The following is a 25,679-nucleotide window of genomic DNA, read 5'->3' on the forward strand; positions in this document are numbered from 1 at the left end:
CTGTACAAACCTGAACCTTTATACCGAGAAATACGGATACTGTAAATGCTATTCCTCAAACCTTAGGAATATCTATGCACTTCTTAATCGGACGTACTAATAAGAAAGGGAGAAGAATATGTTTGAGCGAGCTAATTTTTAAAAACTGAGGATGGAAAAAGTTAGAGGGATGAGGAAAATATGTGGTTATACAAACCGTCGCAATAAACTCGATAGATGCGGGTTTTTATTCTATGTCCTTTAAGATACCTTGCATAATCACTTCTACTTCCTGATATTCACTGCGAATATTATCAAGTAAATTTTCAGTACCCGATAGATCTTCATCGCGACCTTTAGCTTCTAATTCAGAGGCAAAACCCGCGAGCTTATGGGCACCCAAGTTGCTGGCACTGCCTTTAATGCTGTGGGCACCTCGTCTAACGCTATCGCAATCTTGGCTCTCTAAGGCGCTTTGTAATTGCACTAAACGTTCCGCCGTATCACTAATAAACGTCTGCAGTAAACCGGCAAAACCATCTTCCAATATTTCTTGCAACATTGTCAAAGTCGCCGAATCGACATGTTCTTGATTTTCCATAAAGACCCCCTCTTTGCTACTTTTTAAACATGTTTATGGTTGCAACCATCGATACTCAGCCCGAACTTCGTTGCCGTTTCCGATGTATCCAAAAGATTCACATAAATCCTGCATCAGTGTGATCCCCCGCCCGCAATAACCTAGATTCTGACCTTCTTTGGTCATGGCTTTTTCATAATTAAAACCGGGGCCACTATCCGATAACTTAATCACCAATTTACCGCCTTTTTCATCCACTTGATGTTCAAAATGAAATCGCACAAAGCCTTCACTAACACTCTGCAAGCGCTCTTCTCGCAAGCTGTAATATTCGCTAAAACCTTCTGGCGTTTTCTTTAGCGTGGAGTCCAAGCGCAACACTCCATGTTCGAGCGAATTCGAATAAAGTTCTGCCAATATGGTGTAGAGACTACTGCTATGGGAACGTAAACCCGGTACTTCAGTCACGATATTTAACATTAGCGGCAGTGGATCAAATGATTTTAACGTTGAAGCTTTGACTTCGAAATCCATACTCCAATCCATCAAACCTGGACCATCGGAAAGATCGGTTTGGGACGAAGCGGATTTAACATCGCCAGGATCCACCATGGTAATTTCCACCAAGGAAAGATCATCATCAACTTCAATTTCACCAACAAAGTTTTGTACGGATTTTAATATGTCATCAAAGACGCTTTCAGGTTTCTGACAATTTTTAAACACATCGTATAGACGGTCTTCACCGAACATTTCACCTTGTTCATTTCGAGCTTCATGAATACCGTCTGACGACATCAATAAGCGATCACCTAATTCCAATTCCAAATGCACACAATCAGTTTTAAATTGACTGTTAGACAAAACCCCCAAAGGCAAGTGTGTGGAGCGAATAGGTTCAACGGCTTTAGTCGCCGCTCGATAGATAAAGCAATCCGGCAAGCCACCGCACCAAACCGTGGCCTTACCCGTCCTAAAATCTATTTCCGCAAAGGTCGCGCAGCAAAAGACACCAATTGGCAAAATTGATTTTAGTTTTAAATTTATTTCACGAAGGATATCAGTTAGCGCAAAGCCTTTTTGCGTCATGCCGTAAAAAATTGATGCTAGCGGCATTGCACCAATGGCTGCTGGCAAACCATGACCTGTAAAGTCTCCCAATAGGACCGCCATGCTGCCAGATGGGCGCAGAGATGCAACGAGTACGTCGCCATTGAATACTGCCATCGGCGACAAATAATGTTTAACGTTGCTTGCATCTAAACAACCACTATGTGCGATATTATCAAAGACTTGTTTGGCAACGGTCTGCTCTTGAATAAGGTGATCGTTATGTATAACAATCTGGTCGCGCTGTAGCAGCATCGTACTGTGAATTTCGCGCATGCGATTGAAGGATTCAATCTTTGCTTTGAGAATAATGCGATTGTAGGGTTTTTGAAGAAAATCATCGCCCCCCGCTTCTAGACACTTTACTAAGGATTCAGCGTCCGTTAAGGACGTTAAAAATATTATGGGGATGAGTTGTTCGCCGGCGAGTGCTTTAATTTGACGAGCCGCATCAAAACCATCGAGATTTGGCATCAATGCATCTAGTAGAATAATATCGGGTTGTTCTTCCTGAAAACGCGCGACGGCTTCTAAACCGTCTTTCGCACTTACAACTTCATGGCCTTCTTTTCTAACAATCGATTCTAAGATCAGACGATCTGTATCTGTATCATCGGCGATTAAGATTTTTAATGCGGTATTCGCAGCCATTAAAACATCTACTACTTTAGCTTAGAAAATTTATCGAGAGAATCATCTATTAAGAAAGGATTTGATATCGGATTCCGTCCGGTCAAGCAATTAAAACTTTGCACCACTTCTTGCCTATGTATTGATGATTGGCAGTTTGCCTTTATGAACGAACGCATACATCCCTTTTTGCTACCTGCTTGACTTTCTAAGGACTCGCACGTGTTTTCTTATTGAAAAAATACTTATTTGTTCGATGTATAAATTTTACAAATGCCAAACAAAAATTGCATTTATTGAATGGCAAATAATTGTTCAAAATTAGATATAGTTAAGATTTTTTTCACATCAGAACTACAGTTAACAATCTTTACATCAGAAGTATCGCCACCAGCATAGTCGCGTAGCAACAAAAGCATTCCCAACGCAGAGCTATCGAGATAAGTCGCTTCGCGCATATCGACAGCATAACATTTGGGTGGAGAATCCAAGCTTTCATAGGTCCGGCGAAAATCTTGATGAGCACTGAAATCGAACCGTCCCTGTACTGCAATCACTAGCTCAGTACCGTCGCTCGACATGGATGAATTGATTGGCATAACTTACCTCTTACTGATATTGAATTCCGTTGTGTTAGATCTACCTTGATATTCGCCTTAGAGATCGAATGGTCGCAGCCAGGACGCGGCGTCGACAATCATAAGCATAGACCAAAATTCGCGGTGCAAGCGCAATTTTATTACGGTTTCTTTTCGCCTAGATCAAAGACTAGAGCGAAAAATAATCGAATGCTCTTCACCTAGTGCCAAATAAGGCTGATTTTGACGAATTCATCGAAAAATAATCAGCAATATTAACAACTTAGCTGATTAACTTAAATAGGCCTAGGAAGATGAATAAGGGGATTTATTCTCGTAGTGACTGCGCTGGTTAATCAATTCATCCGCTATTTTTTGCTCTATGCGGTCCTCTTCGCTCTGCGCCTCGGCGGCAGCCCTGGCTATCAGCTCATCGATGGCTTCACGCTTTTTTTTCAACAACAGCCAGTTGCTTTGAAGTTGTGTTATGACGCCCTGTAAACGATCGATCTTTTGTTGCATCTGAGTCATCGAGTCCGACAATTGATGGGCGAATAATCGGTAGGATTTCAAGTCGCCGATACTTATCGAACGCTGGGTTGTAATCTTGCCAATGTACTCTTGATAGTACTCGTCAATCTGCTGGTACTGAGCAAGGTCGGACTGCAACTGACCTTGATGGCTTTGCAACAATGTCATCGCATCAGCTTCTTTGCGTTCAGCTAATTTTTTAACGACTGATAATGACTTCGAATTTGCCATGCGTTTAACGGCGACTTGTCGCTTAGTTACTGGTTCTATTTTTAGGTTTGATAATATCTATCGATGCTTCTCGAAAAGTTTTAACAAAAAATTATTTCGTTACTGACACAGGCTGACTGTGAACATAAGAGGGCTTAATTAACGCTTCGAGATTGGAAACGCTGTCGTGGTAATTTACATCACTATTAAAATCTTGACGAATAAATTGCCGTAAATGAGGTAGCCGTTCGATGCTCGCGTCCACTTCTAAATCAGCGCCTGGTTTATACGCCCCGACGCTAACAAGATCTTTATTCTGTTGGTAGATCGCCATCAATTGTTTAAAACGTTGCGTTAAGGCAAGGTGTTCTGGATTTACAATACTGGGCATTACCCGACTTATTGATTTTTCTACATCGACTGCCGGATAAATACCTTCGTCAGCCAATTGTCGTGACAGAACAATATGGCCATCTAAAATTGCTCTTGCTGCATCGGCAATAGGATCCTGCAAATCATCGCCTTCGGTTAGTACTGTGTAAAACGCAGTAATTGATCCTTCACCTTTATCCGCGTTCCCCGCTCTTTCAACAAGCTGAGGAATTTTTGCAAACACGCTAGGTGGATAACCTTTTGTAGCAGGAGGCTCCCCGATCGCTAATGAAATTTCGCGCTGCGCTTGTGCAAAGCGAGTTAAAGAATCCATGAGTAGTAATACGTTTTTGCCTTCGTCACGAAAATGTTCTGCGACCCGTGTTGCTAGTTGCGACGCACGCAATCGCATCAAAGGAACATCATCGGCAGGCGACGCGACAATGACAGCGCGAGCCAAGCCTTCTTTGCCAAGCACGTTATCAATAAATTCTTTAACTTCTCGACCGCGTTCGCCAATAAGGCCCACTACAATCACATCAGCTTTAGTGAACTTTGTCATCATTCCCAACAACACACTTTTGCCCACACCACTACCGGCGAACAAACCCAAGCGCTGCCCGCGGCCCACGGTTAGCAAAGCGTTAATTGATTGAATACCAACATCTAAACTTTGATCGATAGGATGGCGTTGCATCGGATTAATTGTTTTAGGTGTTAACGATAGAAACTTATCGCCTAGATAGCCGTGTTTTCCATCCAGCGGTTTACCTAATCCGTCTATCACACGACCTAAACATTCATTCCCAATTTTAATGCCATTGTTTGCCGACACTGGCACCACTCGCGCACCAGGTTGCACCCCAGAAATACGCTCGATGGGCATGAGATAAATTTTTTCATTGGCAAAGCCAACAACTTCCGCCTCAATTTTTTTGTCGTCGATGATTACTTCGCACTGATCACCCACGGAGGCTTTTAGTCCCACGGCTTCTAAAGTTAAACCAATGGAGCGAGTTAAATATCCCTGCGCCTCAGCGTCTATGTGCACTGGTTTACGTAAATGATAACGCTCGATACGAGTCAACAATGATTCAGGAGAATCATTCATTCTCGCCGCCCTGTTGGTTTAACTCGTCTGTGTCTAGGCCTGCGTCGCTTACTGAACGTTCTTCTGCAGAGTTTGGAGTAGCTGATTCGTCCTTCGCTGAACGATCTGTTTCTGAAGTTAAGTCACTATCAACCTTTAACGCTTCTTGTTGCGGCAGGTCTTGCGGAGGTCGTTGCGCAGGCGGTTCAGGAATTTGTTGGTTTTGATTAGCTTCATCAGGTTCTTCTTCAATTTCGATTGCTTCAGACGATGCATCCATGAGCTTGCCATCAACAAATTGCTTACAGAGATCTTGTAAGCGAGTTTCAACGGAAAAATCTACCAGGCTTTGTTTGGTTTCAACTTTACATCCACCTTGAGTGATTCGCGGATCAGAAACTAACTGCCAATCATTTACTCTCTCGACATAAAAATCGTTTAGCAAGGCAAGATCATTCGGATGTACGTGAATAGAAATATTATCTGAGCCAGAAGGCAAGGCCAAAAGTGCTTCTCGAACGAGCTTTTCTATGTGGGAATAATCACTCGTAAGTTCGCATCGAGTCATGGATTTGGTTAAGGCAACAACAGTATCCAACAACATAAGTTCAAGTTGTTTAGTCTGCCCTTCAAAAGGAAGCAACAAACCATCGATTAATTGTTGTAATTGCGCTCGATGAGGAGCAGTTTGCGCGCGAGACTCATCCAGACCTTGTTTGAGTCCTGCTTGCTCGCCTTTTTGCTTTCCGTCCTGTTCACCTTGTTTAAATCCGGCAGTGTAGCCATCTTGATAAGCGCTATCGGCAAGATCCGATAGCTGTTTTGCCGTCATCGGTTTTAATTTTTTAGGTCGCTGAATGGTTTGACCGACAATCTCGTTGCGGCGTTTTTTTTCTTGTTCTTGACGTTGCCGATCTTCTTTTTCTGCACTGGGTAATATATTACCGGCATCATCGATTAACGGCGGAAACCAAGGAAGGCAATCTTCGCTATCGATTTCAGAAGTTGGTCCTTTCGTGCTATACGTCATTGGCTAGATTTCCAAAGCAAAACTGTGGTGTTTAAACCATTTGCTCGCCGCCACCGCCTAATTGAATCTCGCCCGATTCAGCCATGCGACGAGCGATGGTTAGAATATCTTTTTGTGCGGTTTCAACTTCAGACAAACGTACGGGCCCTTTTGCTTCTAAGTCATCCCGCAACAACTCTGCTGCTCGTTTCGACATATTTTTAAATATTTTTTCTTGCAGTTCTTCATCCGCACCTTTCAAGGCGATGATTAGTACATCCGAAGACACTTCGCGTAATAAGGCTTGGATACCTCGATCCTCAAGGGCTTTCAAATTATCAAATACAAACATCAAATCTTGTATTTCCGTGCCCATTTCCTCATCAATATCTTTCATCGCATCCATCAATTCTGCTTCGATGGCGCCATCGAGGAAATTCATAATATCGGCAGCAACTTTGTAACCACCAATATCTTTAGTTTGCGCGTTCGCTTTACGGGCGAATTGTTTTTCAAGAATAGAATTCAATTCGTTTAATGCGCCGGGCTGAATCGTATCCAAAGAAGCAACCCGCATCATGATATCGAGTCGTGCTTTTTCATTGAATTGCGCCAGAATATCTGCGGACTGATCTGGCTCTAAATAAGCAATCACGATGGCTTGAATTTGTGGATGTTCATTGCGAATCATATCGGCAACCGAGCGCGCATCCATCCACTTTAAGGTGTCTAAACCTGCACTTTCTCCGCCGAGCAAAATTTTATCTATAAGCCCATTGGCTTTATCTTCACCCAACGCGCTCACTAACATGTTACGAATGTAACTATCTGCGCCCATGCCTAATCCGGTTTGAGTACTCACTTCGGCGAGAAAATTATTGAGCACGCCTTCGACTTCATTTTGCTGAACATTGTTAAGGTGAGACATTGCAAAACCTAAACGCTGTACTTCTTTCGGCCCCATGTGTTTGAGAATCTCGGCGGCATCTAGCTCACCTAAAGACATCAACAAAACTGCCGCTTGATCGATCCGACTTAATTTTAGAGTTGCTGCTTCGTTGTTTTTATTTGCTGTCGCTTCCGCCATGTATTTCTTCTCTTATCTCAATCTTTTCGGATGATCTTTTTGAATCATTTTTACCCGCTGCCTTGCAGAATGTTTTTACTCTTCAACTGCGGCCCAACGTTTTACCACTTGCGCAACGCGACCGGGATCATCTGCGATTAATCCTCTCACGGTATTTAAGCGTTGTTCGTAATCTTGTTCGGGACTTGGCAAGCTTAACGACCCACCCCCACTAAGTGTGACGGTTTCATCCGATAGGCTATCTAAACTATTGAGTCCCGCGGCTTCTAACGACGCCAACTCCCTCGCATCATCCATTTCTCGAACACGTAAGCCCGAATGAGAAAGGTTTTTTAGAACCGGCCGCACTAACCCAAATAATAGACCTAGAACGACGAGTACGCCCCCTACTTGCTTGAGAATCGAGAGGAACCAAGCTTGTTCCCATATAGCGGGTTCAGAAATTTCAATTTCTGCTTCTAAAGGCGGAACGAAAAAGGGAGAGTTGATTATATTGACGCTGTCGCCACGAGAAGCTGAATACCCAACCGCATCTCTGACCAATACCGACAAACGATCCAATTCAGCTTGGGTCCAAGATACTCGTGTTTCAGCTTGCGTTTCCGGGTCGACAGTAATTTTGTCATTCAATACTACAGCGACGGTTAAACGTCTTAGCTTACCCACTTGATGTTTGGTATAGCTGATGGTTCGATCCAGCTCAAAATTTCTGGTGGCTTGATTACGAGTATTATTCGGCGGTGCAACAGGTGCTTCGCCGTCTTGTGGCACGGCTTGCTCTGGGGCTTGTCCTCCGCCCGGCGGTTGATTGCTCAAAGCACCAGGGATTCCACCAATAGCCGAACCATTGGCTCGACTTTCTTCTAAGGTTTGCTCACTGCGAATGGCCGGCAAATCCGGATTAAAAGTTTCGGCAGCTTGTTCTATTTCGGTGAAATCAATGTCGGCACTGACTTCTGCACGATAGTTTTCGTTACCGACTATGGGTTGAATAATACTGCTCACCCGACGCGTGTAATCTTTTTCTAAATTTCGTGTGTATTCTTGTTGCTTGCCCGCCATAACAAATTCAGAATTTTCGGTTTCCGTTGAATAAAGTTGGCCTTTTTGATCAACGATAGTGACATCTTGGAAATTTAATTCGGAAATACTTGAAGCGACAAGATTACCTATTGCTTGAACTTGCTGTGGTGTCAATGTTCGTCCCGCAAATAATTCTAAAAATACCGACGCTCTTGGTTCTCTTGCATCACGAACGAATACCGATGCTTTCGGAATTGCTAAATGGACTCTCGCACTACGAACGCTATTAATACTGGTTATCGTTCTTGCCAACTCGCCCTCTAAGCTACGTCGATACCGTGCGCTTTCCATGAATTGGCTACTACCGAGGGGTTGTTCTTGATCTAATAATTCGAAACCTACATTGCTGTCACCGGGCAAACCAACTTCGGCAAGCTTTAAACGCGCTTTATTGACGTCATCACTGGCAACCAACAAAGCGCCGTTCTTCGTATCAATTTTGTATTTAATATTGTTGTTATCCAGAATTTCTGAAACTTGCGCAGCATCAAGATTATCAAGGTTGCCATAAACTGCACGGTAATCCGGTTCACGGCTCCACATAACAATGGCGACACCTACAGCGACACTAATCGCGAGGCCAATCATCAAGCCAAATTGCCGCAAAACATTTAGGCTGTTGAAACCAGCCATCAAATCATTGCCGCCACCTGAAGAGCTACTTTGGGCGGGTAGGTTATCCGATTGTGTTACGTCTGCTGCCATACTTCTCTCTCTGCTCAAACTTAAAAATTATTCATTTCATTAAATTGGCATATTTAATACGTCGCGATAGGCATCGACTAATTTGTTTCGCACCTGCAACATCGCTTGAAAAGACACACTCGCTTTTTGCGAAGCAATCATTACATCAGTGATATCAACGTTTGGGTCGCCTAACTCATAAGCTGTCGCCAACGCGCCCGACGCCTTTTGAGTTTCATTAACTTTATCGATCGCACTTTCAAAAATATCGCCAAAACTTGGCGCTTTGCTTGTCTCACCCACGCCTGGCGTGCCGAGGCCCTGCATGCGATCACCAATAGGAGAAACCGGGCGATCCCGCATGGCCATCGATCCGGGGCCTTGAAATACTTGCGCCTGAGATTTCAATGTTCTCATCTCACCTAACAAGCGACTGATATCAACTCGATCTGTCATTGGTTCATCTCTCTTCTCTTGATACGGCTAACTCTTCGCGCTTGGCAAAATACTGTTGGCGCTTCCGCCACGCAGGAAAAACCAAGTGACAATATATTGGCATTCACCAGGCCAAAACTGTCCGCTAACCGAAAAATGCACAAAGTGGGCCAAGGATTGCCGAGCGGCAAATAATTGCCTGGAAGGCCTCGTATACGTGTAGTTTTTATACTGGTTGAATCTGCATCGTGCCCGAATTCTGATTTACTCTATATAAACCCCGATCCAGAGCACGCCGCTTGTTTGCTCGCCTAAAAATCGCCACTCATACAAAAGCTCACAATATTTAAAGGAATTACTGAAAGTTGGAATGCCGACAAAGGGATGACGAGAAGTTTGCGTTTGAGGTAGCAATTTTGAGGAGACAATTTCTGAGGTGAGCGTTTTGAGGAGACAATAAAATGAAGGCTAGAAAAGCTTGGGCAAATAAAAAAGCACCTCAATTCCTTGAGGTGCTTTACTTTGAGTCTGTGGTTATTTCCAATAGTAGAACTAGAGTATTGGTTCCTCTCAGGAATTGAGAAGTGAAACCAAGGGACTTTACTTGCTAAGAAGAACTAATAATTAATAATCGAAATCGTAATCGCTGGTTTCTCTTAATAATCTCAAGTCTTCTAGTTTGTTCTCAACCATCCTGCGACTGTCGATGTCTTGGAAAGTTGATACGCCCTGATCTTCATCTTCAGAATCAGACCAATCATCCATTTCAATATCAGAAATTAAAGCATTAGTAGAGTTACTGCTCATACCGAAAATCCTCATCTACGATAATCACACAATGTAAATGAGCCGGAAAACAGATGGCGAAAAATCGAGAATATGACTCGATTTACGCTCCCTAGACACTGTTTGTCCCGCTCAGCCACAAAGCGGAAAATAACCCCGGCTTGGGGCTTGGTCAAGTATATTTTTAAGAAAATTCGTGACAAAAAAATGACTGGAAGGGTTTTTTAGACCAACGGTAGGCTAGAACTAATCGGGGCAAAAGCGGGGCCAATAAAACCCCGACATTACCTTAAAATCTGTGAACTTCGGGGTTATCGGTGTGAGGCCCAAACAGTGTTCACATTCAAACCATGCTCCTTTAACTTGGCTATTTTATACCGAAGGGTACGTGCACTGATGCCTAAGCGCTCTGCAGTATTCTTACGGCTACCACCCTCCGCCTGCAAGGCCTTAACAATGATTTCAAACTCTCGCTGCTTGAGATCTTTACCCAGTAAATGATCGTTCCCGCCTTCCTCGCCAAAGCCAATCTCTGAGCCACCACTTGATACTGGGGTTGCGAGCCCTGACGCGAATGATGTTTGATTCTGTCCACTTAGCTCGCTGATATTATTCACTGAGCCCTGAGTATTAATCGTCGCTTCAGTACCGTTGAGCTGCAAACCCAAATCGTTCGCATCCATAGAGTTGCCACCTTGAAGAATCAAGGCCCGTTGCATGACATTATCCAGTTCCCTGACATTCCCTGGCCATGGGTAACTCAGTAGGGCAATCTTGGCTTGCTCGGACAAACTGACACCGGCCCGGTGTTGTTTGTGGGCGTGACGAGAAAGTAATTGCGTTGCCAATGGCACGATATCGTCTGGACGTTCTCTTAGTGGCGCCCACTGTAAGGGTAATACGCTTAATCGATAATATAGATCTTCCCGAAACAAACCATCCGCAACGGATTGTTGAAGATTTCTATTTGAGGTCGCGATCACTCGAACATCCAACGCAATTGTCTTACGACCACCAACGCGTTCAACTTCTCGCTCTTGCAAGACTCTCAATAATTTAGCTTGTAAACCGATCTCCATTTCCGAAATCTCGTCTAACAGAATAGTGCCACCGTTAGCTTGTTCAAATTTTCCTGGGGCACTTGAATAAGCGCCGGTGAATGCGCCTTTTTCGTGTCCAAACAAAATGGCTTCTAACATATTTTCTGGGATTGCCGCACAGTTAATCGCAATGAAAGGTTGGTCGGCACGCTCTGATTGACGATGTATATAACGTGCAAGAACTTCTTTACCGATACCAGATTCACCAACTATAAGCACGGTCGATTCTGTCAGTGCAACGCGCTTTGCCAACTGTAATAATTTAATGCTACTTGCAGCTACCGCAATAGGTTCGTCACAGTTGCCCTTTTGTCCGACACCGACGTAACGATTGATCGCATCGACCAACACTTGTGAAGCAAAAGGCTTCACCAAATAATCAACAGCACCTTGACGCATCGCATCGACAGACTGGTTAACACTGCCATAAGCGGTAACCAACAACATCGGAATATGCGGATATAAATTTTGCACTTCTTGAAGCAAGGCGTGGCCGTCCATGCCACCCATATTGACATCGGAAACGATCATGGCAATTTCGTTGTTATGTTTTAACACCTCCAGTGCCGACTCTCCGCTACTCACCGCCACCGCATGATAATCAGCTAGCTCCAAGGTATCGCATACAGCGTCGCGAAGGTCTTGATCATCTTCTACCACCAAAATTATTTTCTTTTCAGCATTTACTGAAGCCGAGGAGTTTTTTTGATTCTTAGTATTAGTATCTGCATCGATGACTTTATTGTGCGAAAACATAAACAATTTCCTAATTAAAAACGATAAATAATCTGATCTATAAAGACTGTAAGCGAGGTGCGACTCTGGGTAGAAGAATGGTTGCTTGCGCACCACTATTGGCATCTTCCCGATTAGATAATTCGAAACGACCGCCGTGACCTTTCGCGACAGTGTTCACAACCGCCAAACCCAAACCGATACCTTGGGATTTGGTGGTAACGAAAGCTTCTTGTAAATCTTGGACATCATGGCCCATGACACCTGGTCCGTTATCCAATATCGCTATACGCACTTCGTTATTGTTTGATGAAATATCTATTTCTAATTTGACATTACCATTGACTGCCTGGATTGCATTGTTCACCAAATTCATTAATGCGCTGATCAGGACATCTTTATTGCAGTGGACAAGCACATCGTGTTGACTAACTCGCCATGAGCAGGTCAACGATACGTTTTCTAATAAGGGTTCGATTTGCTCTGACAAAGCGTCACTAATTTCGCGCAGGGTTAGTCTATCGTTCAAAACCAAATCACCTTTCACAAACAGCAACATATCGCGAACTTGTTGTTCCATGTGTACAAGTCTTTTGATAATTTTTTGTGAAAAGTCGCTGCGTTGAACCGGAGTGATTTTTTCATTGCCTAAATGACCAGCGTAAAGTAACGCCGCCGATAAAGGTGTACGAATTTGATGGGCTAAAGCCGACACCATCTTGCCCAAAGAGCTCAGTCTTTCGTGACGACTTAATTGGGCTTGAAGTTTTCGGGTTTCAGTTTGGTCGGTGAGAAGAATGATTTGACCCTGGCTTCCCAAAGATCGAGTGGCGATACTTATTCTGTGGCCGTCATGCGTCGATACCTCATGACCATCGTCTTCCTTCGGACAAAAACAGCGCTCGATCACATCGCGCCATGCTGCGCCCATCAGGGGCTCACCCAACATTTCAATCGCGACGGGATTTCTTTCAGTAACGATTCCTCTCGCATCAAGCACGATGACACCACCCGGTAAAAAATTAAGTAAATGCTCTAAACGATTTGCGAGACTTTCTTTTTCCTCCAACGCTCGTATGCGCTGATCAGATTCCTCTGCTAATTCTTCAGTTAATTGCCCGACTCTCACTTCGAGATCGCGATAGGTATGACTTAATTGATTCGATAGCGCCGCAAACTCTTGGAAGGCTTGAGTCAATTCACTGCCAGCCGTTAATGTGGAAGATGAGGAACCGCCATTTTCTTTATCTTCTGCAAGGCAATCTTCATCTAAAAACGAGCTGCTTGCCAAGTTGATAATCGCATCAACATGCTGCTTGTTAGCTGAACGACTGGCCTGCAAACCATTTGGCACGGCATAGGACATAGATACTTTCCCTTATGTAGACTGAATCTTGGGAATCGGTGGCTGAGTCAAACAACTGCCACTATTCCGTCATGGTGAGGGTTTTTGCAAGGGCGATGCCAAACTTTGACCCATGGCAAAAATAGTCCGGCAAGGATTGACCGTAAGACCAGGAAAGGAGGGTTCCTAGTGTTCCAAAAGAGCAGACAAGTGCTTCAAAACCTTAGGGTTTATCCTGATCAGTAAGCAGAATCACGAGGGAAACTGGAGCTTAGACAGAGTAATAGAGTAGAGTCCTGAGGCCGCTAGTGCAGACAAGACATTTTTTTGGATTGCTTGGGGCTTTAATTTGGCAGATACATTGATTCGGCAGGTATATTAAATCAGCAAGTAAAAAATAAAATGCCATCCTTGGCCGTGGTAAATCTCAATACTGGTCACGCATAAAACCGTTAGAAGTTTTAGCGCTGTAATCCATACTTACGCATCTTCTCAACGAGGGTTGTACGCCGAATTGTCAAATGATCCGCAGCTCTCGCAACCACGCCACCCGTATCCGCCAATGCTTGCTGAATAAGATTACGCTCTAAACCTGTTAAATATTCCTTTAGGTCAATGCCATTTTCAGGCAGCAAAGCACGATCATTCATATTTACCATCGTGGGCTGATAGGCATCCGTAACTTCCGCAATAGTTGCCAATTCTTCCTCTTCAGCCTGCACACTATCGACGTGACGATACTTAGCCGGTAAATCGGTAACACCCACCACCCCATAGGGATGCATGATGGCCATTCTTTCTACTAGGTTTGCCATTTCTCGAACATTACCTGACCACTCATGACGACAAAGTGACATGATGGCGGCAGAATTAAATCGGATTGAACCACGCTTTTCACTTTCCAATCGCGAAACCAATTCGTTTATTAATAAAGGGATGTCCTCAGAGCGATCACGCAGCGATGGCATTTCGATAGGAAAAACATTCAGTCGATAATATAAATCTTCTCGAAAGGTACCCTCTTCAATCATTTGTTCCAAGTTCCGATGAGTCGCGGCAATAATTCTTACATCCGTGGTAAAACTTTTTGTCCCCCCTACCCGCTCATAGGTTTTTTCTTGCAATACACGTAATATTTTTACTTGCATCGCCAAGGGCATATCACCAATTTCATCTAGAAATAAAGTGCCGCCTTCGGCCAATTCGAAACGACCCGCGCGTGAGCTAATAGCGCCAGTAAATGCGCCTTTTTCATGGCCAAACAATTCGCTTTCCAAAAGTTCGGCGGGTATCGCACCACAATTCACCGGTACAAAGGGCGCTTTTTTCCGTGGCGAATTGTGATGTAAGTTGCGCGCGACAACTTCTTTACCGGTTCCTGATTCACCGGTGATCAATACGCTGACATCTTTGTCGGCGACTTGGGCCATCATCTCGCGAACGTTTTGTACTTTTCTACTGGTACCAACGAGTGAACGAAATAAATGTGCTGGGCGATTGTTGCCGCCATTTTTACCTTGTGCGGCAATTGCTTCGCGATAGCGTTCGGCACGATGCAATGTATCTAATAAGACGCTATAAGTTGGCGGCAATTCTAATTTGCCAATAACCATGTGTTTTAAATAAGGATCCCAAGATTCATCAACAACTTGATCTTCTCCGGTTAAAATTACCGGGCAGCCATTATCCCATTGACGAATACTTTCAAGACGAGATTTCAGCGGCTGGTGACTACCACAATCACCAAGAATGATGGCAACGATTTCGCTGCTATTCTCACACTCATTCTGGGCTACCTGTTGCCAATCTTGGCAGCTCGCGGTTATCGCTGGTTCCCCCAAAAAATCCAACACCACTTTAAGATCATGACGACGGGTCTGGTCATCGTCGACTACAAAAACCTTAATTTCTTTCCACATGTAAAATGGCCTTCTGACTACGAGTTAAACTTCCAATTCACTCACTGCGATCACTTTGCATTAAGAATATTTTTCAATGCCAGCTTAGCTCCCGAGCTACCTGCCCAAGTCAATAACTCGACTGGACTAATTTAAGTTGTAGACAAGGCTGCGAACCCGGTCAAATAAATGACGTCAGAAAATTGGAATTGGTTGATCACTAATACCAAACTGCCTAAACACCGCCACTTTTATTCATAAATAAAATTCACGGGGCAACATTTCTGTGCTACTAGAAAACAATGAGATTAAACTGAGAAACGAAAGGTTATTCGTAGATTTGAGGGCTAACAACTAAAAGTACATGAATTTTATACTTATATTGCTGTCGCGTTTTTATTGAAGTGGTAATAGCCGCCAACTATTTATAACGAAGTCGATAGCTATAGTTTTTTCGTCTTATGAACTAAGAATAGAGATAATTAGTTGTGCATTCCTTTTTCCAGCTCGCCATTGCGCTGCAGTTGAAGATGCAGATTGCCTATCATGTTCTTATATAAAGACCGTACTTCTATCAATTCTTGTAAGACCAGCGAGGAGCTAGTGGCGTGCGTCTGCCTTACCAACCCCATGCAAACTCGATCCAAGCGAATTAAAGCATCCCAGTCACTATCAAAGATGGCTCTTTGCATACTTGAACGAATCGAGCGCAAGGAATCAAACTTCTCGCTAGTGCCGGACATCGTCTCGTCGACGGCGCGTAATAAAGTCTTAGGCATGATCTGCTACCTCGTCGGCAATCGCGTCCCACGCACCTTTAACTTCGTGTAACAAACCACTGACTTCATCTAACAAGCTTGTGTCATTCTGGCGATTTGCTTCCAACAAACGTCTAATCGAATATTCGTAAAGTGCATCAAGATTTGCACTTAGATTCCCTTCACCTTTATCCTCTAAAGCCCCTTGTAAACCACCAATAATATCGACAGCTTTGCCGATAAGCTGACCCTTACGTTCTACCTGTTTTTGCAACATTGCACCTTTTGCTTGAGCAATTCGTTCCAAAGCGCCTTCAAATAACATCTGTACTAAACGATGTGGCGAGGCGCTGCTAACACCAGTGTGAACTTGCATTGAGGAATAAGCATGGGCGGGGTTATTCATATTCATCGAGGTTTCCTTAAGCGGCTTATTTATGACTATATTTAATGAACAAATTCTCGTGTAAAAAGGTTAACGGCGTTTCGCGAGACAACTTTAATCTCCGAATCAAAAAGAACACACAAAAGGTTAATCACCGTATATGAGTAGGGATAAAGCCAATATCGGCACAAGTATTGCTGCTTAGTCTTGATTACCAGAACTTTTATATAGATAGAAAGTATTTTGACACTGAAATCTTTTAACGATGGCAAGTATTAGGCAGGGTTATGGAAACGAACAACTCATCAAGTGAAACTCTCGACGCATTGAACGTGATCGCTAGACGTGTCGAAATGCAACAAGAAAATCTGAAATTAGAGGTCATGTTTCAAAGGAACATGGTTTTTTTTAAAGAAAAAAACCCAAAAGTTTATGAGCTTTTTCTTAACTACAATCCGACCAACTTAAAACTAATGTATACCGATGATGGCTACGTCAATTTAGTCAATCATAACCTTAACGACAAACCCGTGTATAACAGTGAGCCACGTGAATTTAGCCAACGTTATGTCGATCAGTATGAAAAGGATCCCAGTTTTTATCGCATCGATACCAAAACCACTAAAGCGATCGATGAAGAAAATGACGCACATATTTTCAACATGAACCGACTGATCAACCACATCCAAGAAAATGAAGAAGTGGTTGTTGGCAGAAAACTACAGCAAGACACCAATTTTCTGTTAATGATGGGGCTGGGCTTGGGCTATCAGATAACTCAGCTTCTTGAAAAAACAGACATACATCATTTGGTTATCCTCGAACCCCACGAAGATATATTTTTTGCTTCCCTGCACACTTTAGATTGGCAACAACTTCACCAGCACTTCGAACAAAAAAATCACACTTTACAGTATTTTGTCGGCAAGACCGCCTCACAATGTTTTGATTCGCTTCAGCAACATCTGCGGCAAATTGGCCTATTCAATGTAGTTAAGCCATTCTTGTTTGAGCACTTAAGCAGCGTCGAAATGAAGGAAACGTCGAAGGAGTTTTTTAACAAATTACCCTCCGCGCTTACGGCTCTAGGTTATTTCGATGACGAACAAGTTAGCCTTTCTCATACGGTTGAAAACTATCGAAATGAGAACCCTATTCTTCGTGATCACGCTCTAATTAATAAACGACTCCTCGATCGCCCAGCAATCATTGTCGGGAATGGCCCCTCTCTCGACAAAGCAAAAGCCATGTTAGAAAAATACGGTGATGACGCCGTAATATTTTCCTGTGGTACAGCACTAGGGGCGCTAAGAAAATTGGGGATCAAACCGGACTTTCATATCGAAATGGAACGCACCCGTCCTGTAGTCGAATGGATAGAAACATCAACCGACGAAGAGTATCGCGAAGACATCATCTTGTTAGCTCTTAATACTGTTCACCCAGACGCTTTACGTTTATTCAAGCGTAAAGGAATCGGGATGAAGAGTAACGATTTAGGGACCCACTACCTATGCCAGTATGTTGGCAAAGATGAATTCATCGTCAACTTAATGATGGCTAATCCCACGGTAAGTAATACCGGTCTGGCCTTTGCCACTGCACTTGGCTTCAAGGAAATATATTTGGTTGGAACCGATTTGGGCTTTCCTGCCGGTGAGAAACATCACTCATCCCTAAGTGCCCATTACGATGTAAAAGATGAACACGTAGAAGGATTAGATTTGTACAAACATGACGCAAAGGGAAATATCACCGTAGACGGAAATTTTGGCGATCAAATTGTCACAACAGCAGTCTATAACCACTCGCGTATAACAATGCAGTCATTACTCAATACGCATCCGGACGTTAAATGCTACAACACCAGTGAAGGCGTATTGATTCCGAACGCGGAACCCATCCGATGTGACGATGTAGTGATTAACAGCGGAAATTTCGACAAACTTGCCTTCAACCAAAACTTGTTCGCGAAATATTTTCACGGCAAGGGCCTGAAAAAAATGAAGAATGAGAAGGAGATCTTAAAGACCTTCGAATACTCCTTAACAATCTGCAACGATATCGCCAAAGTTCTTGCCGCCTCGCCCTCTACAATAATGGCAGCGACGGCTTTGCTAGACGAACTTCACCTGATGACTTTAAAACTAGGTTTTGATAAAAAAACTCAATACGTGTATTCACTTTTCAAAGGGAGCTTTGCAGGGTTTTCTCTGGCCTTAGCAAAAACTTTGTACAGCAAAGGTAGTGAAGAGAGTTCAGTGGCCCTATTTAACGAGTGCAAACAATATTATTTGGATTTTCTAGCTCAGGCAAAAACTAAAGTGAGCAAAGAACTATTGAAACTGGATAATAGAGAACGACAATTGAAGGATAAACTTAAATAATTTTTGCTAACCACTGATCAATTTCTTTATGGGTGGATTCACAATCCGCCTCTATTTTATCATTTATACTATGAACATAATCTGCTTCACTCGCCAAGGCCTCATCAATTTTATTCTCTAAATCCTTCGCAAAGCCTTCACAGTTAACCCGAACACATTGATCACCCAGATCAAGATCACGATAGAGCTTATCGATCTGCGGATAATTCGACAGCCCGATCACCGGTCTCCTCATACCCAATGGGCATACATTCGCATGAAATCGCATTGCCAAACTGAGATCGCATTGACGGTATAGGGAAAACAACTTTTCGGCGCCTAGATCACCCGTTAGATAAGGTGCAACACTAATCCGAGTTCGTCTAATATCATCATCGAACTTTAACAATGCCTGATGGATAGCATCAAGATCTCGAAATATATGGGGAATAAACAACAGATTAAGCGCTTTATTATTTCTAAGTTTTTTAGTTAATAAACCGACAAACTCCGTCAAAAAATCATCAAAAGAAAAATTTTCGCCACTAGGGAAACGCGTATCGAGCATGTCGCCTGCGATGTTGATTGCGATGTTCTTGCCGAGCTTTAACTCGCAGTGCTCATAAGTGCCCGGATCGACAAAAAAACCACCGTCTGGCACTTTCAAAATAGCAGTGGTGTCAATATCAGGGAAATACTCCCGCAGTGTTTCTTTTGCACCGTCATTTCTAACTACAGCTTTAATGGTGGGACTATCAATGATGAAACTTAGAAAGTCGCTAAACCGACGCTGACACTTTTCCGGCACACCTTGGCCCGCATCAACACCTAAACCATAAAATAAAATAGGTGTCGATATCTTTGCCAAGTCTTCAGCAGGCAAATCTATTGAACAACCGGTTCGAGATTTTTCCACCCACAGCTCAAAATAATTTCCACCACCGACAATCAACAGTCCAAAAGAATTTACATAATCAATAAATGATTGGTCGAATTGTCGTAGGCCCCAGTAGAATTCGCGAATTTCCAGGTTGGTATAATTGAATTCAACGTTTAGGTTTTTAGAAAATTGCGCTCGCGTACCCAGGTGATTGGCGTTATCGCCAATATTTCCGGTAAAACTGGCCAGATGCAGAACATTAATTTTTGGTTTCGGCGTAGGCATAGGCTTCAGCTTAGATATAGACTTCGTTAATAATTGATGTCGACGAGCTTAGAGTTACGCACCCCAACTCGTGTGGCGTAACTCCCAATCGCCACTTGGCGATTTTTGCCATAAGTGCGGGGATCGAAATTTATCGACGGTCTCCCAAAATTGCCCTTCGCTTAGATCAATATATTCCAAAAATTCAGGGAAATATTTTTTCGGAAACTCCAAATCATATTTTTTGGCCAGATGTACACCTTCATCACGGGTAATCTTCCCATTGCGTATTTCTTGTGCCGCATCGTAGGTTGCTCGACCCAAGCCAAACTTTATTAAAGTAGTAAAGTAATGGAAGACATCTATCTTGTCGTCAATACTAGAATATTTTGAATAGGAGCCTTCGGTTCGCTCACTGTTCGCTTGAAACCCAGTATTTTCTACGGCGTAGTAATAGCATTCTTGTGGATCCCATTTTAGGTAGTAACCCAAGTAATGGACTTCGACCTTTTTCTCTTCTAGCGACTTCAATTTCGGTGCTATGTAGGGAGTAAAATCATTTAGCGTAAAATCATAATCACGAATGATATTTTCAATGCTTACGCCACCAAGCATGACGTCCATTGGGTCGTCTACGGAAAAGAACTTCTCATCCATCTTCGGCTTCTGATTCTCATCGATCGCGTTGCCATATTCCGCTTGATTCTCGCCATACATTACCAAGGGAACGTTAAATTTTGCTGCCATCAATGGGCCAATAATACGTTGCCCGACAATGAAAGGTTGAAAAGGGTGCAGTAAATTTTCGAATGCTAGCTTCGTTAACAGCCGATGCAATTTCCCGTTTGGGGTAAATAAGATATTGTCGAGGCCACCCACATGCATCCAATTTTGCATATTTTTCCAGCCGATATCCGTATACAAATGTGGCGCCCAGGTAACGGTTAGGGGATTCATTCCGTACTTGTATTTCAAGATGTGGGCGGTGTAGGCACTATCTTTACCGCCACTGCCGGGAACGATGACATCATAACCTCCGTCGTTTCGACGAAACTTACTTAACATTGCCTTTAGCTGATCTTCTTTTTCATTCCAATCTATTTCATGTTCTTTATCGTCATTAAAACGACAAGCGCTACAAACACCTTCGTCATCGAAATCTATCACCTGTTTCTTTTCATTCTTTTGATGTTTAAATTCGACGGTAGAGCTGGGGCGTTGATTCGAGATTACACAGCGCTTACAAAATTTCACCTCGTTAGGCAAACCAAAAAAAGCTTCACGGAATTCGTTTTTTTCTGCCAACATCTTAACCCCTTATAAACTGTTGTAAGAACTTCAATCCTGCTGGACCACTGCGCTCTGGATGGAACTGCACCGCGAACACATTATCCCGAGCCACTGCTGCGGTGAATTCTTTCCCAGCGTAGTAGCTACGCGCGACACACATATTTTCATCGCCGGGCTCACACGCATAGCTATGAACAAAATAATAGTTATCATCTTTCGGCAACTGTTCGAACACTGATTGCTTTGAACCTTCACGGCGATACTCTACAGCGTGCCAACCTATGTTAGGTAAACGTTCCGAAGAGTTATCAATACAGGGGAGCTTTTTTACTGCACCAGGAAAAATCCCTAAACCCTGATGTACGCCATGTTCATGGCCTTCATCAAACAACACTTGCATCCCAACGCAAATCCCTAGCAATGATTTACCTCTATCGACACAGGTTTTAATAACATCATCCAAACCCGTTTCAGCCAAACGTTGCATACAAAAAGCAAAAGCGCCGACACCAGGTAAAATAATTTTATCGCTGTCGCCGATAACATCAGCGTTATTCGTGAGTACGGAATCGTATCCGCAGTACCGTAACGCATTCATTATGCTCGTCACGTTACCTACGCCGTAATCAACAATTGCTACCGAGCTCATACCAAGGCTCCCAATGGCAAATTGCTATCGTTTACGTTCAAATGTTTGCTTTCTTGAAGAACGGCCGTGTCAATATTTTTGTCAGACTCCCTCACGGAAAATCCTTGTTCACGTATGGTAGTTTTTATTTCTTCGATAGATTGTTTTTTGTAATGAAGAACGCTCGCACATGCAATTGCACTGGGCGCAGTATTGTTAAGTAGTTGTTGAATATGTTTTTTTTCGCCTAATCCACCACAGGCGATAACGGGTACGTTAACGGCGTCGTTAACCAATTTAATCAGCTCAACATCAAAACCCCGCTTGGTACCTTCTTGGTCGACAGAAGTGATCAGGATTTCTCCAACACCTCGATCTGATAATTCCTTGACCCATTCGATTAGGTTTTTCCCTGTACTCTCACGACCATTATCAATGTAGGCTTGCCAGAATTTTTCTGAGCCCTGATTAAGGCTTTGAGATTTTGCTTCAATAGACGCGACGATGCATTGACTACCGAATCTGAGCACAGCCTCATTTATTAGCTGAGGTGAATTAACGGCACCGGTATTAATTGCGACTTTATCTGCTCCGGCAATCAATGCTTGCTCAATATCACTTAGACTTCGAATTCCACCGCCGATGGTGATGGGAATAAAAACTTGCTTACATGCTTGCTCGATAATGTGAAATACATTATTACGATCATATAAACTTGCAACGGCGTCCATAAAAATAATTTCATCGATACCGGCTCGGTAATAATCTATCGCCAACTCGACAGGGTCACCCACCTTGCGCAAACCTTCAAGATGAATCCCTTTGATCACGAATTCGTTCTTGATATCAAGTCTAGAGATTACTCTCATTGGCTAACCGCTCTATCGTAGAAATGTTTTTGGCCATCGTTCTGCCATAAAACCGGATTCGACAACACATCAGCAAACTCACCGGCACTATTGCCACTGCCGAACTCCTGGCAAGGCTTGACCGACAACGTGTCTATCTTCTTGAGCGCGGAAACGATTGCTGATTTTTGGCAGGCGCAATGGAGAACACTTTCTAGCTGTGCTCGGTTATATTGTCGGCTGCCAATATCGATTGCGGGAACACCGTAATAGGGAGCTTCCATTAGTGCACAACTGGAATTCCCCAGCATAAACTCAGCATGTTTTAACAAAGTTAGAAAATAATCGAATCGCATCGACGGAATGACCCGAAAGCGATTTTTTAGTTTCTCTAAACGTTTGTATTGAGTCAGTATAAAGTCGCTGCCGAGATCGTTATTAGGATAAATAACCACGTAGTTTTTGGAGCTGCTTAATACTGAATCAACAAGCACCTTAGCTTGCCTATCCATATCCGCATATTCAGTTGTCACTGGGTGAAATAATAGTATTCCGAATTCCTCAAAAGGAATGTCGTACCAGTCCTTAACTTTTTGTAAACTCGGCAGCTCATTCGAGAACATAACATCAATATCAGGTGAACCGATAACGTAAACTCTGTTCTCATTTTCACCAAGCTGCAACAAACGCTGTTTAGCTCTATCATTCGATACAAAATGAAAATGAGACATTTTGCTAACCGCATGTCGAATCAGCTCATCGATAGTACCTGATACTTCTCCACCCTCGATGTGGGCAACTAAAATATTATTGAGACTACCAACCGTTGCACCAGCCAAAGCTTCTACACGATCCCCATGGACAACAATCATATCGGGCTTTATTTCTTTAACATAATCCGACAAACCTTGAATGGTTTTACCTAACACCGTATCCATGGTGTCGTTATAATTTTGATTGATGTACTTGTAAATATTATCGTAACCGCGTTTCTCCACCTCCATACAGGTTGATCCATATTTTCGTAACATATGCATGCCCGTAACAAAAATATGAACTTCAAATTCTTTTTGCTGAGTAACGCGATCTAAGAGCGAACGAATTTTTCCAAAATCGGCGCGAGTTCCGGTGATAAATACTATTTTCTTTTCCATTGTCTCGACCTAAAAATTCACCATCAAATAACAGTTGCCTTAATAGCACTTACTGTAACTACCTTAATATCAGTGTGCTTAGGGCGCATAATCATTTCGTGCCAACAGCTGATCAGCTTCCAAGGTACGTATCGCCCTTGTACCTAAAACTGAAGGGTAATCCTCCGCACTGACTTCGCCCGTGCCAGGGCGTTTAACCCAAATATTTTCTTCCGTAAATAACTCGCCTTCCTCGACCCGATGAGTCGTCACAACTGAGGCAAAAGCAAAGTCACGTGTACCCTGCTCTTGCTCGAGAAGATCCTTGTGACCTCCCCGCGCCTTATGAATAATATCGGCACCAAGCAGCAATTCTTTTAGAGCATTTGGATCCATAGAACAGACAATATCGGGCCCTTCCCTTTCCATAGAGTCGGTAAAGTGACGTTCGAGAATATCAGCACCCACGGCCACCGCGCCCAAGCAGGCGTGATTTGAAACGGTATGGTCAGATAAGCCAATCACCGCGTCGGGAAATTCATTTTGTAGATCTTGCAAGGCGCCGAGTCGCACAAGCTCAGGCGGCGTCGGATAGATATTTGTGCAATGTAATAAAGCGAAAGGGACTCGATGGTTGCGGAGTATCGCTACGGATTTACGAATGCTTTCTATGCTGTTCATGCCAGTGCTTAGAATGACCGGCTTACCTTTTCTGGCGATGTGTTCGATAAGAGGATAGTTATTACATTCACCAGAACCTATTTTGTATGCGGGAACATTCATGCGCTCCAAGCGCTCAACTGCTGCGCGTGAAAAAGGCGTGCTAATAAAAATTACGCCCTGTGCTTCAACATAATTTTTAAGCTCCGTTTCTTGCACTTCATCGAAAGCGCAGTCTTTCATCAATGAGTAAATTGAACAGGACGCATTCTCGGGTTGAATGTTTTTAGCTGCGGCAGACATCTCGTCTTCAACGATGTGCGTTTGATGTTTAATAATTTCTGCGCCGGCGGCCACCGCAGCGTCAACCATTTGTTTGGCGACATCCAAATTACCGCCATGATTAATACCAATTTCGGCAATAACTAAGGGTTTAAAATTGGGTCCTATTTTTCGACCTTTGATGGCGAATTCAGGCATGATCGGCTCCTGGGCTATTGTGTGACGATGGTACTGCACCGATGCTTTCTTGCTTGTCCATTAAATAACGAGAACATTGTGCAAGATCTTTTTCATTGTCTATATCCAGGCTGCACTCTTCTAACATGACATAAGGCACTGAGCGCTGCCTTGGTATTTTATTTTCCAGCAGAAAGTGCTCAACACTAAATATATAAATTGCGCCGTTAGGCATATACACAGTGGGCAAATCTTGGCGACGGGTATACGCCGTATCTAAGTCGCAAATTGGCACCAGAAAATTATCTTGCTGTATCGATGCTTTAAGAAACTTACTGGGAATGGTGTAAACACTAATAACGCTACTGCAACTGCTCTCCAAAAACCATTGAAGGGCCTCTGCAATATGCCGCCCCTCTCGCAAGGGTGAGGTGGGCTGTAACAAAATGACAGTCGTATCGGGTGACATATTACCTTGCTCGACAAACTCCGCTATTACAGGGTCCATTGCGGAATCATCTTGGGATAAAGTTGGATCACGTCGATGAGTGCCGGCGCCAAAGGTTTCGGCGATCGTCAAGATTTCATCGCTGTCGGAACTGACAACTATTTCATCAAACACTCCACTAGCGAGAGCGGCATCGATGGTATACGCCAATAGCGGCTTACCATTCAGTAATCGGATGTTTTTATCGGATAAACCCTTAGATCCGCTACGCGCAGGTATTAGGGCGATAACTTGACTCATTTATTAGACCCACAAGCT

The 25,679-nt window shown here is 43.4% G+C and carries 23 protein-coding genes; 1 reads left to right on the top strand and 22 read right to left on the bottom strand.

The genetic code is table 11. The annotated features are described in order from the left end of the window. Window positions 1–226 precede the first annotated feature (226 nt). The 15 genes from ACYUCY_RS09915 to fliS all read right to left on the bottom strand — a co-directional run bounded on the left by ACYUCY_RS09915 (window position 227) and on the right by fliS (window position 16,412). A complete protein-coding gene (locus ACYUCY_RS09915) occupies window positions 227–580 on the bottom strand; it encodes an Hpt domain-containing protein (protein ID WP_460226328.1) in 354 nt (117 codons plus the stop codon). A 33-nt stretch (window positions 581–613) separates the two neighbouring features. Then, a complete protein-coding gene (locus tag ACYUCY_RS09920; protein ID WP_460226329.1) occupies window positions 614–2,320 on the bottom strand; it encodes an ATP-binding SpoIIE family protein phosphatase in 1,707 nt (568 codons plus the stop codon). A gap of 272 nt (window positions 2,321–2,592) precedes the next feature. Further along, window positions 2,593–2,898 (bottom strand): STAS domain-containing protein, encoded by a 306-nt coding sequence (locus tag ACYUCY_RS09925; RefSeq protein ID WP_460226330.1) that lies wholly within the window; start codon window positions 2,896–2,898, stop codon window positions 2,593–2,595. A 285-nt stretch (window positions 2,899–3,183) separates the two neighbouring features. Further along, window positions 3,184–3,639 carry a flagellar export protein FliJ gene (fliJ, locus tag ACYUCY_RS09930; protein ID WP_460226331.1) on the bottom strand — a complete coding sequence of 152 codons (456 nt, stop codon included), beginning with the start codon at window positions 3,637–3,639 and terminating at the stop codon, window positions 3,184–3,186. A 91-nt stretch (window positions 3,640–3,730) separates the two neighbouring features. Then, window positions 3,731–5,101 carry a flagellar protein export ATPase FliI gene (fliI, locus tag ACYUCY_RS09935; RefSeq protein ID WP_460226332.1) on the bottom strand — a complete coding sequence of 457 codons (1,371 nt, stop codon included), beginning with the start codon at window positions 5,099–5,101 and terminating at the stop codon, window positions 3,731–3,733. After that, a complete protein-coding gene (locus tag ACYUCY_RS09940) occupies window positions 5,094–6,110 on the bottom strand; it encodes a flagellar assembly protein FliH (protein WP_460226333.1) in 1,017 nt (338 codons plus the stop codon). Before ACYUCY_RS09940 ends, fliI begins: the two co-directional genes overlap by 8 nt. Before the next feature lie 31 nt (window positions 6,111–6,141). Continuing rightward, complete coding sequence (gene fliG / locus ACYUCY_RS09945; protein ID WP_460226334.1) at window positions 6,142–7,176, bottom strand: flagellar motor switch protein FliG; 1,035 nt, start codon at window positions 7,174–7,176, stop codon at window positions 6,142–6,144. Window positions 7,177–7,251: 75 nt separating this feature from the next. Beyond that, window positions 7,252–8,964, bottom strand: coding sequence for a flagellar basal-body MS-ring/collar protein FliF (gene fliF, locus ACYUCY_RS09950; protein WP_460226335.1), 1,713 nt, complete (start codon window positions 8,962–8,964; stop codon window positions 7,252–7,254). 39 nt (window positions 8,965–9,003) lie between these two features. Continuing rightward, entirely contained in the window at window positions 9,004–9,399 is a 396-nt protein-coding gene (gene fliE, locus ACYUCY_RS09955) for a flagellar hook-basal body complex protein FliE (RefSeq protein ID WP_460226336.1), read from the bottom strand. Window positions 9,400–10,002: 603 nt separating this feature from the next. Next, a complete protein-coding gene (locus ACYUCY_RS09960) occupies window positions 10,003–10,185 on the bottom strand; it encodes a hypothetical protein (protein WP_460226337.1) in 183 nt (60 codons plus the stop codon). 290 nt (window positions 10,186–10,475) lie between these two features. Further along, complete coding sequence (locus tag ACYUCY_RS09965) at window positions 10,476–12,020, bottom strand: sigma-54-dependent transcriptional regulator (protein WP_460226338.1); 1,545 nt, start codon at window positions 12,018–12,020, stop codon at window positions 10,476–10,478. 37 nt (window positions 12,021–12,057) lie between these two features. Next, the gene (locus tag ACYUCY_RS09970; RefSeq protein ID WP_460226339.1) at window positions 12,058–13,365 is read right to left on the bottom strand and encodes a sensor histidine kinase; all 1,308 of its coding nucleotides are present in this window, start codon (window positions 13,363–13,365) and stop codon (window positions 12,058–12,060) included. Between the two features lie 440 nt (window positions 13,366–13,805). Beyond that, window positions 13,806–15,263, bottom strand: coding sequence for a sigma-54 dependent transcriptional regulator (locus ACYUCY_RS09975; RefSeq protein ID WP_460226340.1), 1,458 nt, complete (start codon window positions 15,261–15,263; stop codon window positions 13,806–13,808). 461 nt (window positions 15,264–15,724) lie between these two features. Further along, a complete protein-coding gene (locus ACYUCY_RS09980) occupies window positions 15,725–16,021 on the bottom strand; it encodes a hypothetical protein (RefSeq protein ID WP_460226341.1) in 297 nt (98 codons plus the stop codon). Next, a complete protein-coding gene (gene fliS, locus ACYUCY_RS09985) occupies window positions 16,014–16,412 on the bottom strand; it encodes a flagellar export chaperone FliS (RefSeq protein ID WP_460226342.1) in 399 nt (132 codons plus the stop codon). Before fliS ends, ACYUCY_RS09980 begins: the two co-directional genes overlap by 8 nt. A gap of 260 nt (window positions 16,413–16,672) precedes the next feature. Here fliS and ACYUCY_RS09990 point away from each other — a divergent pair, with 260 nt between their 5' ends. Beyond that, the gene (locus ACYUCY_RS09990) at window positions 16,673–18,772 is read left to right on the top strand and encodes a motility associated factor glycosyltransferase family protein (RefSeq protein WP_460226343.1); all 2,100 of its coding nucleotides are present in this window, start codon (window positions 16,673–16,675) and stop codon (window positions 18,770–18,772) included. Here ACYUCY_RS09990 and ACYUCY_RS09995 read toward each other — a convergent pair. The 7 genes from ACYUCY_RS09995 to ACYUCY_RS10025 all read right to left on the bottom strand — a co-directional run bounded on the left by ACYUCY_RS09995 (window position 18,765) and on the right by ACYUCY_RS10025 (window position 25,661). Continuing rightward, on the bottom strand, window positions 18,765–19,916 hold the full coding sequence (locus tag ACYUCY_RS09995) for a polysaccharide pyruvyl transferase family protein (RefSeq protein ID WP_460226344.1): 1,152 nt from the start codon (window positions 19,914–19,916) through the stop codon (window positions 18,765–18,767). The two genes, ACYUCY_RS09990 and ACYUCY_RS09995, sit on opposite strands and share 8 nt — an antisense overlap. Before the next feature lie 54 nt (window positions 19,917–19,970). After that, window positions 19,971–21,203: an N-acetyl sugar amidotransferase gene (locus ACYUCY_RS10000; protein ID WP_460226345.1), complete on the bottom strand. Its 1,233-nt coding sequence runs from the start codon at window positions 21,201–21,203 to the stop codon at window positions 19,971–19,973. 1 nt (window position 21,204) lies between these two features. Next, the gene (hisH, locus tag ACYUCY_RS10005; protein ID WP_460226346.1) at window positions 21,205–21,834 is read right to left on the bottom strand and encodes an imidazole glycerol phosphate synthase subunit HisH; all 630 of its coding nucleotides are present in this window, start codon (window positions 21,832–21,834) and stop codon (window positions 21,205–21,207) included. Further along, window positions 21,831–22,682 carry an imidazole glycerol phosphate synthase subunit HisF gene (gene hisF / locus ACYUCY_RS10010; protein WP_460226347.1) on the bottom strand — a complete coding sequence of 284 codons (852 nt, stop codon included), beginning with the start codon at window positions 22,680–22,682 and terminating at the stop codon, window positions 21,831–21,833. The genes hisH and hisF overlap by 4 nt, the downstream gene beginning before the upstream one ends. Next, complete coding sequence (neuC, locus tag ACYUCY_RS10015) at window positions 22,679–23,815, bottom strand: UDP-N-acetylglucosamine 2-epimerase (RefSeq protein ID WP_460226348.1); 1,137 nt, start codon at window positions 23,813–23,815, stop codon at window positions 22,679–22,681. Before neuC ends, hisF begins: the two co-directional genes overlap by 4 nt. Window positions 23,816–23,893: 78 nt before the next feature. Then, the gene (locus ACYUCY_RS10020) at window positions 23,894–24,934 is read right to left on the bottom strand and encodes an N-acetylneuraminate synthase family protein (RefSeq protein WP_460226349.1); all 1,041 of its coding nucleotides are present in this window, start codon (window positions 24,932–24,934) and stop codon (window positions 23,894–23,896) included. Further along, complete coding sequence (locus tag ACYUCY_RS10025; RefSeq protein ID WP_460226350.1) at window positions 24,927–25,661, bottom strand: acylneuraminate cytidylyltransferase family protein; 735 nt, start codon at window positions 25,659–25,661, stop codon at window positions 24,927–24,929. Before ACYUCY_RS10025 ends, ACYUCY_RS10020 begins: the two co-directional genes overlap by 8 nt. Between the last annotated feature and the right edge of the window lie 18 nt (window positions 25,662–25,679).

Source organism: Aurantivibrio infirmus (assembly GCF_054767315.1).